The sequence below is a fragment of the Streptomyces sp. AMJ-169 genome (assembly GCF_055597585.1).
Genome location: NZ_JBVLTJ010000003.1, coordinates 525415 through 537482 on the forward strand (window position 1 = coordinate 525415; position 12068 = coordinate 537482).

At 73.1% G+C, this 12068-nt stretch carries 10 protein-coding genes; 2 read left to right on the forward strand and 8 right to left on the reverse strand.

Annotation, left to right across the window (positions count from 1 at the left end):
- Positions 1 to 3 precede the first annotated feature (3 nt).
- Positions 4 to 1674: a phytoene desaturase family protein gene (locus ACYUD3_RS10470; RefSeq protein WP_470967117.1), complete on the forward strand. Its 1671-nt coding sequence runs from the start codon at positions 4 to 6 to the stop codon at positions 1672 to 1674.
- A gap of 29 nt (positions 1675 to 1703) precedes the next feature.
- The gene (locus ACYUD3_RS10475) at positions 1704 to 2909 is read left to right on the forward strand and encodes a cytochrome P450 (RefSeq protein WP_470967120.1); all 1206 of its coding nucleotides are present in this window, start codon (positions 1704 to 1706) and stop codon (positions 2907 to 2909) included.
- Positions 2910 to 2925: 16 nt separating this feature from the next.
- Here the strand turns inward: ACYUD3_RS10475 and ACYUD3_RS10480 are convergent, their stop codons facing one another.
- From ACYUD3_RS10480 to ACYUD3_RS10515, 8 genes are all read right to left on the reverse strand, one after another.
- Positions 2926 to 3876: a sugar phosphate isomerase/epimerase family protein gene (locus tag ACYUD3_RS10480; RefSeq protein ID WP_470967124.1), complete on the reverse strand. Its 951-nt coding sequence runs from the start codon at positions 3874 to 3876 to the stop codon at positions 2926 to 2928.
- 229 nt (positions 3877 to 4105) lie between these two features.
- Complete coding sequence (locus ACYUD3_RS10485; protein WP_470967126.1) at positions 4106 to 4714, reverse strand: tRNA-specific adenosine deaminase; 609 nt, start codon at positions 4712 to 4714, stop codon at positions 4106 to 4108.
- On the reverse strand, positions 4711 to 6246 hold the full coding sequence (locus ACYUD3_RS10490) for a GMC oxidoreductase (RefSeq protein ID WP_470967128.1): 1536 nt from the start codon (positions 6244 to 6246) through the stop codon (positions 4711 to 4713). The genes ACYUD3_RS10485 and ACYUD3_RS10490 overlap by 4 nt, the downstream gene beginning before the upstream one ends.
- A 92-nt stretch (positions 6247 to 6338) precedes the next feature.
- Positions 6339 to 7484 carry an ROK family transcriptional regulator gene (locus ACYUD3_RS10495; RefSeq protein ID WP_470967130.1) on the reverse strand — a complete coding sequence of 382 codons (1146 nt, stop codon included), beginning with the start codon at positions 7482 to 7484 and terminating at the stop codon, positions 6339 to 6341.
- Positions 7478 to 8734 carry a carboxylesterase family protein gene (locus ACYUD3_RS10500; RefSeq protein WP_470967132.1) on the reverse strand — a complete coding sequence of 419 codons (1257 nt, stop codon included), beginning with the start codon at positions 8732 to 8734 and terminating at the stop codon, positions 7478 to 7480. Before ACYUD3_RS10500 ends, ACYUD3_RS10495 begins: the two co-directional genes overlap by 7 nt.
- Complete coding sequence (locus tag ACYUD3_RS10505; RefSeq protein ID WP_470967135.1) at positions 8731 to 9561, reverse strand: carbohydrate ABC transporter permease; 831 nt, start codon at positions 9559 to 9561, stop codon at positions 8731 to 8733. The genes ACYUD3_RS10500 and ACYUD3_RS10505 overlap by 4 nt, the downstream gene beginning before the upstream one ends.
- A complete protein-coding gene (locus ACYUD3_RS10510) occupies positions 9558 to 10478 on the reverse strand; it encodes a carbohydrate ABC transporter permease (protein WP_470967426.1) in 921 nt (306 codons plus the stop codon). The genes ACYUD3_RS10505 and ACYUD3_RS10510 overlap by 4 nt, the downstream gene beginning before the upstream one ends.
- 110 nt (positions 10479 to 10588) lie before the next feature.
- On the reverse strand, positions 10589 to 11893 hold the full coding sequence (locus ACYUD3_RS10515) for an extracellular solute-binding protein (RefSeq protein ID WP_470967137.1): 1305 nt from the start codon (positions 11891 to 11893) through the stop codon (positions 10589 to 10591).
- Positions 11894 to 12068 lie beyond the last annotated feature (175 nt).

A 12068-nucleotide genomic window follows, 5' to 3' on the forward strand; every position in this document is an offset into this window, starting at 1 on the left:
CCGATGACCAGGGCCGCACGCCGCAACAGCATGATCATCATCGGTGGGGGGCTGGGCGGCCTGTCCACCGGCGCCTACGGGCAGATGAACGGATACCGCACCCGCGTCTTCGAGATGCACGAGATCCCGGGCGGCTGCTGCACCGGCTGGGGGCGCGGCGACTACACCTTCGACGCCTGCGTCAGCTGGCTGCTCGGCAACGGGCCGGGCAACGAGATGCACCAGATCTGGCTGGAGCTGGGCGCCCTCCAGGGCAAGGAGATGCGCCACTTCGACGTCTTCAACGTGGTGCGCGGCAGGGACGGGCGGGCCGTCTACTTCTACTGCGACCCCGACCGGCTCGAAGCGCACCTGCTGGCGCTGTCCCCGCCCGACGCCCGCGCGATCCGCTCCTTCTGCGCGGGCCTGCGCAAGTTCATCGCCTGCCTGCCGGCCTACCCGTTCCTGAAACCGGTGGGCCTGATGAGCCGCCGGGAGCGCTGGCGGATGCTGGCCGGCTTCCTGCCGTACTTCAACCTCTTCCGCACCTCGATGTCGGTGCTGATGACGGAGTACTCGGCGCGCTTCAAGGACCCGCTGCTGCGGGACGCCTTCAACTACATCCTCTACGAGAAGCACCCCGGCTTCCCCGTGCTGCCGTTCTACTTCCAGATGGCGGCGCAGGCGCACCGCTCGGCGGGCGTCCCCGAGGGCGGCTCGCTGGAGCTGGCCCGCTCCATCGAGCGGCGCTATCTGGGCCTGGGCGGCGAGATCACGTACAACTCCCTGGTCGAGGAGATCATCGTCAAGGACGACCGCGCGGTCGGCGTCCGGCTCTCCGACGGGCAGGAGCACTACGCCGACATCGTCGTCTCCGCCTGCGACGGCCCCACGACCCTCCTGGACCTCCTGGACGGCCGCTATCTGGAGGGCGAGTACGCGACGCTGTACCGCGAGACCCTGCACCGGCCCGGCATGGTCTTCCCCGGGTACACCAGCGTCTTCCTCGGTCTGCGCCGCGCCTTCCCGGACGCCGACCCCACCACCACCCACCTCCTGGACGAGGCCACCGCCGCCCGTCTCACCGGCATCCGCCACCCGAGCCTCAACGTCCAGTTCCGCAGCCGCTTCTACCCCGAGCTGTCGCCCGAGGGCACCTCGGTCGTCTACGCCACCTACTTCTCCGACACCGCCGTCTGGCGCGAGCTGGCCGAGGGCCCGCAGCGGCTGAGCCGGCCCCGCCGGGGCACCGAGCTGCACACCCTCCCCGTCCGCCGGGGCAAGCCGTACGCGCTCGCCAAACGCCGGACCCGGGACGCGGTCGTCGACTACCTCGACGGGCTCTACCCCGGCCTGAAGGACTCCGTCTCCGTACGCGACACCTGCACGCCGCTCACCCAGATCCGCTACACCGGCAGCTTCGAGGGGACCTTCCTCGGCTGGCAGCCGTTCGTGGAGAGCGGGGAGGCGATGGAGGAACTGGTGAACAAGAACGGGCCCCGGCTGCCAGGGCTCGGGAACTTCTACCTCTCCGGGGTGTGGGCGACCACCGGGGGGCTGATCCGGGCGGCGGCGGCCGGACGGCAGGTCATGCAGTTCATCTGCCGCGACGACGGGCTGGAGTTCACGGCGTCGGTGGACACCAGCGCGCCGTTGCCGACGCATGTCGACATCGCCGTCGGCCCGCGCCCTTGAGCCCGCACCGCTGAGAAAGGCCCCCCACTATGTCCACGACCCCCCTCGCCTACCCGTTCTGGACCACCGGCGGCCTCGGCCTCTCCGAGGAGTACCGCCCGCTGCGCGAGCGGCCCCCCGTCCGCGTCCGGCTGCCGTACGGCGAGGAGGCATGGCTGGCCAGCGGCTACGACGACGTGCGCGCCGTCCTGTCCGACCCCCGCTTCAGCCTCGCCGAGGCCGTCCGCCGCGACCAGCCCCGCATCGGCCCCATGCCGCGCGCGGGCGGCGGCCTCATCGCCCTCGACGCCCCCCGGCACACCCCGCTGCGCGCCCTGCTGGCCAAGGAGTTCACCGCCCGGCGCATCGAGCGGCTGCGCGGCCGGGTCCGTGCGGTGACCGACGCCCTGCTGGACCGGATGACGGCGGCCGGACCGCCCGCCGACCTCGTCGAGGACCTGGCGTTCCCGCTGCCGATGACCCTGATCTGCGAACTCACCGGCGTCCCCGAGGAGGACCAGCCGGCGGTGCGGGCCTGGGCGGACACCGTGTGCTCCGGCGGTGTGACGCCTGAGGATCTTGAGGAGCGGGCCCAGGACTTCTTCGCGCGGATGGCGGGCTGGACCGAGGCCCGCCGCCGGGTCCCGGCGGACGACCTGATCACGGTCCTGGTCCGGGCACAGGGCGAGGGCGCGCTGACCGGGGAGGAACTGGCGGGCCTGCTCAACGAGTTGCTGATCGGCGGCTTCGTCACGACCACCAACCAGATCGCCAACTTCTTCGCGGTCCTGCTGCTCCCCCGCGAGTCGGGCGCCGACGGCGCGCGCACCCTGGCGGCCGTACGGGAGCGGCCCGAGCTGATCCCCCGGGTGGTCGAGGAGCTGCTGCGGCTCGTGCCGCTGCTCAACGGGCTGACGCTGCCCCGGTACGCGACCGAGGACGTGGAGCTGGGCGGGGTCCTGGTCCGGGCCGGGGAGCCCGTCGTCGTCTCCCAGGCCGCCGCCAACCACGATCCGCGCGCCTTCCCCGACCCCGGCCGCATCCTGCTGGACCGCCCCGGCGCCGCGCACATCAGCTTCGGGCACGGCGTCCACTACTGCCTGGGCGCGCATCTGGCCCGGCTGGAACTCCAGACGGCGCTGGAGCGGGTGACCGCCCGCCTGCCGGGCCTGCGGCCGGCGGTGCCGGAGGAGGAACTCCAGTGGCGGTCACGGGAGTTCTTCAGCGGGCTGCGGGCTTTGCCGGTCACCTGGTGAAGGGGGGGTGGCGGCGCTAGTGCGTCCCCATCGACGCCCGCGCCACCTCCACCCCGGCCCGCAGCGCCGTCAACGGATCGGCCGCCTCGTCGAGTTCGACGAGTACGGTGCCGGCGCCCGGTGTCCGCGCCATGACCTGCGCCCAGCCCTCCCAGTCGACGGTTCCCCGGCCCAACTCCGTCATGTACGGCTGCTGTTGGGCGTAGATGGTCTCGTCGATCGTGAGGTGCCCCTCGATCGGGCCCACCGCGTCCTTCCAGTGGGCCAGCGCGATGCGCGGGGTGTGGCGGCGGGCGACGGCCACCGGGTCGCCGCCGCCGAGGGCGATGTGGCAGGAGTCGGGGCACAGCCAGACGTAGCGGGGGTCGGTCAGGGCCATGAAGAGGTCGATGTCGCGTTCGTACCAGAGGGTGCTGTGGGACTCGGTGTGCAGCGCGAGCCGTACGCCGTGCCGGGCCACGGCCTCGCCGACGGCGTGCGCGATGTCGGCCATGCGGCCCATGTAGGCGGCGTCGACGAAGAGCGGGGGGCGGGTGCCGTATGTCGTGCGCATGGGCAGGCCGGTGACGAGGAGATCCGCGCCGGCCTCGGCCAGGAACGCGGCGCGGCGTTCGGCGTCGGCGACGATCGCCGGGGTGTCGCCGGCCAGCCAGTCGGGGCCGTCGGCGACGAACGCGCTCACCACGGACAGGCCGCGCGCGGCGAGTTCACGGCCGAATGCCTCGGCGCTGCCGAACGCCCTGAGCGCGGAGGCGATGTCGCCCGGGGCGAAGGTCAACTCGACGCCGCTGACGCCTGCTCGGACGAGGGTGTCCATGACCCGTTCCCAGAAGGGGACGGGGTGGGCGAGGGCCCAACTCTCCACCGCGGCGGCGGAGTCGAGGCCCCAGAAGGCGGGGTGGTAGAAGGTGATGACGTCGGTGGCGAAACGCGGGGGCGTCGGGGCGGTGGCCGGGGTCGGGGTCATTCGGCACCTCCGCGAACGCCGCAGGAGCAGAGGCTCGCCCGGGACTCGCGGCCCAGCCCGCGTCCGGCGGCGCGGAGTCCGCGTCCGGCGGCGCGGTGCCCGTACCCGGCAGCGCGGAGTCCGTGTCCGGCGGCGCGGAGTCCGTGTCCGGCAGCCCGGAGTCCGTATCCGGCAGCGCGGCGCCCGTGTCCGGCAGCCCGGAGTCCGTATCCGGCAGCGAGGCGCCCGCTCATTCGGCACCCCCACGCGCGTTGTAAACATCCACCCCGCCCGCGTCCACAGCCTCCCGGTACCCCCGGAACACCCCCAGCGCCTCCTCCCGCAGCACCCCGGAGACCACCTCGATCCCCCGTGCCTCGAACTGCCCGGCCCAGTCCGCGCCGAGCGGGCCCTCGTCGAACGTGGTGATCTCCTCCAGCTCGGGCCCCTCCCCCGCGACCACTAGCGCCCGGACCCCGGACCACATGGCCGCGCCGTAACACTGCACGCAGGGCCGCCAGTTGACGACCAGCTCATGGGCCGGCAGCCCGTCACCCCCCAAGTCCCAGCCGCCGACCGCCACTTGGGCGAGGCCGAGGGCCACGACCTCGGCGTGGGCGCTGGAGACGCCGGAGGCGAGGACGACGTTGACGCCCACGGAGACGATCCGCCCGCTGTCCCGCTCGGCGACGACCGCCGCGAACGGACCGCCGTTCCCTTCCCGCCAGTTGCGGTCGGCGAGCCGGTGCACGAGCCGCATACGGTCCGTGCGGGTCGCCAACACCTCGGGTACGTCGGAGAGTTCGTCGTCGATCCACGCGGGCAGCGCGATCCGGTACTCCTTGGCGATGCCGATCATGCGTGGCCCTTCCTTCCGAAAGATACGGTTTCCGTGCGGCGGGCGACCGCGCGTGCCGCCCGGACGGCGGTGACCGCGCCCGTGAGTGTGACGTTCGCGGCCATGGCCGTGGGGATCACGCCGTTGCCGGCGAGGTACAGATTGTCGTGCCCCCACACCCGTCCGTCCGGATCACACACCGACGTACCGTCGTCGGCGGTACCCGAACGGACCGTCCCCGTCATGTGCAGGGACGAGCCCGGCGGCAGCAGCGCGCTCTCGGTCGCCGGGTCGAAGGAGCCGAACTCGGCGGCCAGCGACCGCACTTCGGCCAGCGCCCGGTCGATGAGCGCCTGGTCGGCGGCCGAGTAGCCGAACTCGACGCCGATTCTCGGCATCCCGGCGAGGTCGGTCTCGGTGTCCGAGAAGACGAGCCGGTTCGCCGGGCGCGACTCGACGGGGACGTACAGCGAGATGCCCACCGAGTGGGCGAGCCGGCGTCCCTCCTCGTCGACGTAGGTGCGGTTGAGGAGCTGGCCGTGGAAGGGCTGCGCGGGGCCGTTGGCCGGCAGCCACAGGGAGTCGGTGCTGAACTCGCCGGGGCGCGGCAGCGGGAGGGCGTCGAGGGCGAGGCCGAAGCGGGCGGTGTCGAGGAGGACCCGCGCGGTGACGAAGGCGTGTTCGTTGAGGCGGCGGCCGAGGGCGGGCGGGCGGATGCCGGAGGCGTACAGGAGTTGCGGGGTGCGCAGCGCGTCGGCGCACAACACGACGGTGTCGGCGGTGAGTTCGGACTCGGCGCCGTCGGCGACCCGGCGGATCCGGGCGCCGGTGACGCGTCCGGCGGTGGTGTGCAGGCGGGTGACGAGGGTGCCGGTGCGGAGGGTGAACGCCGGGTCCGCGCCGGTCGCCAGCGCCGGGAAGATCGTCCCCGGCGCCGTACGCGGCATGGGTCCTACGGGGGTCGGGGTGACGGCCATCGGCATGGGCTGGGGGCGGCGGGCCGCGGGGGCGGGGTAGCGGCGGCGGAGCACGTCGAGGACCAGGTCGCCGACCGGGGTGGGGCCGATCGGGGACGGGGTCACCGCGAGGAGGCGGTGGGCGGTGCGGAGGTCTTCGGACCAGGCTTCCGGGTCGCCGAAGTCGAAGACCTCGGCGCCGGCCGGCCAGGGGGTCGCGGCCGTCCAGTGCACGCCCATGCCGCCCGCGTTCCAGGCGAGCGCCGCGCGGGGCATCTCCTCGGCGTCCTCGCCGAGGGCGAGCGCGTGGTACATGCCGGGCGGCAGGTCGGGGAGGCGGCCGGGGGCCTCGCGGACCACCTCGGCGCCGGTGTACATGCCCTGGACGCCGGTGGCGACCCGGTCGTTGTAGCGGGCCCACAGGTCGGGGTCGTCGAGGTCGTGCAGATGCAGTCCGGGCGCGGCGCCGATCGGGGCGCCCGCGTCGGCCATCGTGATCCGCAGCCCCGGATCGGCCGCGCGCAGGAGCCGCGCGACGACGGCACCCATGATGCCGCTGCCCACGATCAGGACGTGGGTGTGGGGGGTGTGGGTCACAGGAGACTCCGTCAACTCGGGTTCAGGGAAGGCGACTTGGTGTTTCAGTGGGCCGGATGAGGGGGGCTTCGGCGGGCCGGAGAGGGGGGATCTCAGTGGCCCGGCGCCGGTGGGCCGAACAGTTCCGTGTCCATCCGGTCGAGCGCGAGCTTCACCGCCCCGATCAGCGGCCCGTCCCCGCCCAGCGCGGTGGCCCGCAGTTCGACGCCGGGCGCGCGGGCGGTCCGCAGCGCCGCGCGCACCTTGGGCAGCAGCACGTCCGCCGCCGCCTCGAGCCCGCCGCCGAGCACGATCAGCGAGGGGGCGACCGTCCACGACAGTGTCGTGAGGATCCCGGCGATGTTCGCCACGAACTCGTCGACCTCCGCGACCGCGCCCGCCTCCCCCGTCCGGGCCGCCGCGAACCGCTCCAGCGCGACCGCGCGCCGCTCCGCCTCCGGCGAGGTCAGCCAGGCGACCGGCCGGTCCTCGACCGAGTCCGTCGGCATCGACACGGCCTCGATGATCTCCCCGGCCGCCCCGTCGAGCCCCCGGTGCACGGCCCCCCGGATGAGGATCCCGAGCCCGGTCCGGTTCCCGAGCACCGCCCACACGACGTTGTCGTGATCGCCGGCCGCGCCACGCCAACGCTCCGCCAGCGCACCGAGGTTGGAGTCGTTGTCGGCGAACCAGGGCACCGGCACCCGCCGACTCAGCTCGGCCGGCAGATCGACGCCCTCCCACCGGGTGGTGTGCACGAGCCGCCGTACGACCCCGTCGTCGTCGATCGCGCCGCCGCTCGCCAGCGCGCCCGCGCGCAGCTGTCCGGCGGTGGCGCCCGCGTCGGCCAGTGCCTTGCGCACCAGGTCGGCCACGTCGTCGAGCGAGGCCCCGGGGTCGGGGTAGCGGCGCAGCGGCCCGTGCGCGCGGCCGACGATCCGGCCGCGGACGTCGGCGACGGCCGCGGTCACGTCCCGCGTGGTGACCCGGACGGCCGCCAACAGGGCGTGTTCGGTGCGCAGTTCGTAGCGGCGGGCGGGGCGTCCCGCGCTGCCGCGCACGGGCAGCCGGTCGAGTTCGGCGACCCAGCCTGCCGCCACCAGCGACTCCAGGATCAGCTCGATGGTCCGCCGCGAGAGTCCCGTCCGCCCGGCGAGGTCGGTGAGGGTCACGGGCCCGGCCGACACCGCCAACACCCGCAGGATCACTGAGGTGTTGACCCGGCGTACGGCGCTCTGGTTCAGCCCTGACGTCAGCATCCGCGCACCGCCGTGTCGTACGCGCCGGTGGTGAGGGCGGCGCCGGGGCGGCCGTACTCGCGGGCCGGGTCGCCCGGGGCGCCCAACGCCCTTGGCCAGGAGGGGTCTTGGCCGTGGACGAAGGCGGTCAGGTCGGTGTGCATGAGGGTGGCGAGGTCGGCGGGCGGGCGGGGGCCGAGGGCTTCGGGGACGCCGGGGGCGTCGAGGAGGTCGTAGAAGAAGGGGAGGTCGGTGCAGTGGGTGGCGGCGCCGGTCACCGGGGAGGGCCAGGCGAAGGAGTACAGCCAGGTGCCTGCCGGGGCGTGGCGGCGGGCGTGGGCGGCGCGGGGGCAGGCGGAGCGGAAGAGGGTGTCGGTCAGGCGCGGGTCGGTGAACTCGTGGGTGGTCGCGCCGAGGAGGAGGGGTACGTCGAGTCCGTGCCGGGCGAGGCCTTCGGGGACGGGCAGCGGCAGGAGGTCGTCGCCGGTGACCGGGGCGAGCGGCGGTCCCTCGCCGTTCATCAAGTGCCGTACGCAGCTTTGGAGTTGTTCGACGCTGACGGTGGCGAGTGCGGCGCGGGTCAGGGGGACGCCGAGGTGGTCGGCGAGTTTCGCGGGGAAGGCGGGGTCGGGGGTGAAGAAGCCGCCGGACATGCTCACCGCGCGCTGGAAGCGGCCCTGTGCGGCCGGTGAGGAGAGCAGCGCCAGGACCGCCGCGCCGCCGGCCGACTGACCGGCGAGGGTGACGCGGCCGGGGTCCCCGCCGAACGCGGCGATGTTCTCGCGCACCCAGTCGAGGGCCAGCAGGACGTCGCGCAGCCCGAGGTTGGCGGGGGCGTCGTCCAGCGGGGCGAATCCGTCGACGCCCAGCCGGTAGCCGACCGTCACGGTGACGATCCCGGCGCGGGCGAAGGACCGTCCGTCGTACCAGGGGCTCGCGGGGCTGCCGGCGACGAATCCGCCGCCGTGCACCCACACCAGGACCGGGGAGTTCGCGGCGCCGGCCGGGGCGGTGACGTTCAGGTTGAGGATGTCGTCGCCCGGGATCGACGGCTCCGGGATGGTGGTCGTGGGCGCCAGCGGCAGGATCTGCGAGGTGGCGCCGGGGCGGGTCCCGTCGTGCGGGTCGGTGAAGGGGGCGCGGCGGACCGGGGGCGCGAACCGCCTTGTGCCGGTGGGCGGTTGGGCGTAGGGGATGCCGAGGAAGCGGCGTGTCCCGCCTTCGCCGCGGCCCGCTATCGGGCCCGCCGGGGTCTGTACGAGGTCGGTCACCGCATTCCCGTTCCGGCGATGCCTTGGACGAAGTGGCGCTGGAGGAAGAGGAAGAGGACCAGGACGGGGAGCATCACGACGACGGCGCCGGCGAGGATCAGTCCGTAGTCGGTGACGTGGGCCGCCGCCTGGCTGGTCGCGGCGAGGCCCACCGGGAGGGTGTAGGTGGACATGCTCTGGGCGACGACGAGGGGCCAGATGAAGTTGTTCCAGGAGCTGAGGAACGACATGATCGTGATGGTCGCGACCGCGGGTCCGGCCAGCGGCAGGAAGACGCGGAAGAAGATGCGCGCCTCGCCCGCGCCGTCGATGCGGGCGGCCTCCAGGAGTTCGTCGGGGACCGACAGCGCGTACTGCCGCATGATGAACACGGACATCGGCAGGGCCACGGCGGGCAGCGCGATGCCGGTGAGGGTGTCGGCGAGCCCGAGGTCGACGGTGATCACGAACTGCGTGACGAAAACCGTGCTGAACGGCACCATCAGCGCCGCCATGACCGCCCCGAACGCGAGCTTGCGGCCCGCGAACTCCAGCTTGGCGAGGGCGTATCCGGCGGCCGACGCGGCGACGACGTTGCCGGTGACCACCATCGCGGCGACGAGCACGCTGTTGGTGAGGAACCGGCCGAACCCTTGGGTGCGGAACAGGCGGACGAAGTTGTCGAGGGTGACGTGGTGCGGCAGCCAGGCGCCGGGGTCGGAGCGGATCTCGTCGAGACCGCGCAGCGAGCCGCCGAGCACCCACACGAAGGGCAGCAGGGTGAGCAGCGCGCACAGCAACAGGGCGCCGTAGAGCAGCGGTTGGGAGAGGGACCGGCGGGGCGTCATGAGCGGGGCCTCAGGAGTCGGAACTGGACGATGCTGACCAGGGCGACCAGGGCGAGCATCACGAAGGAGGCGGCGGAGGAGACGCCCATCTCGCCCGCGCCGAACTGGTGGTAGGTGTACAGCGCGACCGACTCGGTGGAGCCGAGGGGGCCGCCGTCGGTGAGCAGGTACGGCTCGTCGAAGACCTGGAGGTAGAAGACCGTCAGCAGCACCGACACCATCAGGGTCGTCGGCATCAGCATGGGCAGGGTGATGTGCCTGAGCTGCTTCCACCGGCCCGCCCCGTCGAGGGCCGCCGCCTCGTACACGTCCCTCGGGATGGCCTGGAGTCCGGCGAGGAACAGGACCATCGCCGTGCCGAAGTTGCGCCAGACGCCGAGGGCGATGACGACGGGCATCGCCAGGTGGGTGTCGCCCAGCCAGTCGGGGCCCGCGAGACCCATGGCGGACAGGACGGTGTTGACGGTGCCGTTCTGGTTGAAGGCGTAGCGCCAGATCAGGGCGACCGCGACGACGTTGGTGACGACCGGGGCGAAGAAGACGGTCCGGAAGGCGCCGCGCAGCCGGAGGATGCCGGAGTTCAGCGCGAGGGCCAGCGCGAATCCGACGGCCATGGTCAGCGGGACGCCGACGGCGACGAACACGGCCGTGTTGAGGATGTCGCGCAGGAACGCGTCGTCCTGGAAGAGGCGGAGGTAGTTGTCGAGACCGGTGAAGTTGACGGCGAACGGGTGGCGGAGGTCGGCACCGCGCAGATCGGTGAGGCTGAAGGCGAGGGCGGAGACGGCGGGGAGGGCGGTGTAGAGGAGGAAGACGAGGGCGAAGGGGGTGAGGAAGAGCCAGCCGGTGAGGGTGTTCTTGTACCGGCGGGTGGCGGCGCGGCCGCGGCGGGCGGTGCCTGCGCGGCGGGCGGGCACCGCGCTTCCGCGCCGGCCGGCGCCTGTGCGGCCGACGGTCGCCGCGCCCCCGTTCACCGCTCCCCCGTCCACCGCGCTCCCGTACCGGCCGTCAGCCGTGCTCCCGGCCCTCACCGCGCCCCCGTGCCCAGGCTCTCGGCGTAGGCCTGTGCGTTCGCCGCCGCCTTCTTCGCGCTCTGGGTGCCCTTGGCGACGGCCTCCATCTCCTTGCCGAGCCGGGTGGCGACCTGCTGCCAGGTGGTGACGCGCGGGAACGCGCGGGTGTTCTTCAGCTGGGTGAGGAAGGGGGCGAGCAGCGGCTGTCCCTTGATCGCCGGGTCGTCCCAGGCGGACACGACGGCCGGCAGCGAGCTGTACGCCTTGTACTGCGCGACCTGGGCGGCCGGCTCGGTGAGGTGGCGGACGAACTTCCAGGCGGCGTCGGCGTTCGCGCCGCCGACGGGGACGCCCCAGGTGCCGCCGGCGGAGAAGGAGACGCTGCCCGCGGAGCCGGCCGGCAGCGGCGCGGTGGCGACGTGCCCGGCGGTCCAGCCGTTCTGCTTCGCGGCGGTGTCGAGCTGTCCGACGACCCACGGCCCGGTGATCAGCGCGGCCGTCTTCCCGGACACGAAGTACGGCTGCGCGTCGAGGAAGGCGGGCGCGCTCAGGTCGGCCGTCTTGGACGTGAAGAACGACGCGTTGTACGCCAGCGCGTCCGCCATCGCCGGGGTGTCGAGCGTCCACTTCCCGCCGGAGAGCAGCGAACCGCCCGCCTGCCAGGCGTACATGGCGAGGTCCTGCCCGTTGAAGACGTCCCAGCCGATGTCGGCGCCGAGCCCGTGTCCGGCGCCGGCGCTCTCCAGCGCCTTGAGGAAGGGGACCATCGCGTCCCAGGTGGCCGGCGCGCTGACGCCCGCCTTCTTCGCGAGATCGGCGCGGTAGACGAGGGCGTAGGTGTAGGCGTACCAGGGGACCGTGTAGGCGACCTGCCCGGCCACCCCGGCGTCCCACAGGCTGCCGAAGAAGGTCTTCGGGTCGACCAGTCCGGCGGGTACGGGCTTGAGGACCGCCGGGTCGAGGAACTGGGCCTGGGACTCGGGGAAGAACTGGGCGACGTCCGGTCCCTTGCCGGCGGCGATCGCGGCCTGGAGCTTGGTGTAGTACTCGCCGTTCGGTATCAGCGTGAACTTGACGTCGAGCTTGGGGTTCGCGGCCTTGAACGGCTTGAGGACCTCGCCGAGGACGTTCGCGTCGCCCTGGGCGGCCCAGACGTTGAGCGTGCCGGTGGCCGGGGTGTTCCCGACCGGCGCGGCGGAGCTCGCGGTGGCCGGGGTCGCGTCACTGCGGCCGCACCCGGTGAGGGCTCCGCCGCCGAGCAGCGCGAGCGCGGCGGACAGCTTCAGGGCGCCGCGTCTTGAGAGAGGGGGAGAGGACATCCGGGGCTCCAGGGATTTCGCGGGGAAGCTGCGTTATCGCTGGTTGTGAAGCTACGAATGCCGTGTTGCACGAGGATGGCCGAGTGGTCACGAATAATTTCGGAACTTGTTGCGAAATCGACCGGTTACGCAGGGCGACGGGGGCGGCCCTTTTGTACAGCGCCGCTTTGTACAG

Excerpts from the sequence above, each read along its gene's own strand:
- ACYUD3_RS10495 (WP_470967130.1), bottom strand. The coding sequence starts at position 7,484 with ATGCTGACGTCAGGGCTGAACCAGAGCGCCGTACGCCGGGTCAACACC.
- ACYUD3_RS10485 (WP_470967126.1), bottom strand. The coding sequence starts at position 4,714 with ATGATCGGCATCGCCAAGGAGTACCGGATCGCGCTGCCCGCGTGGATC.
- ACYUD3_RS10470 (WP_470967117.1), top strand. The coding sequence starts at position 4 with ATGACCAGGGCCGCACGCCGCAACAGCATGATCATCATCGGTGGGGGG.
- ACYUD3_RS10505 (WP_470967135.1), bottom strand. The coding sequence starts at position 9,561 with ATGACGCCCCGCCGGTCCCTCTCCCAACCGCTGCTCTACGGCGCCCTG.
- ACYUD3_RS10480 (WP_470967124.1), bottom strand. The coding sequence starts at position 3,876 with ATGACCCCGACCCCGGCCACCGCCCCGACGCCCCCGCGTTTCGCCACC.
- ACYUD3_RS10475 (WP_470967120.1), top strand. The coding sequence starts at position 1,704 with ATGTCCACGACCCCCCTCGCCTACCCGTTCTGGACCACCGGCGGCCTC.
- ACYUD3_RS10515 (WP_470967137.1), bottom strand. The coding sequence starts at position 11,893 with ATGTCCTCTCCCCCTCTCTCAAGACGCGGCGCCCTGAAGCTGTCCGCC.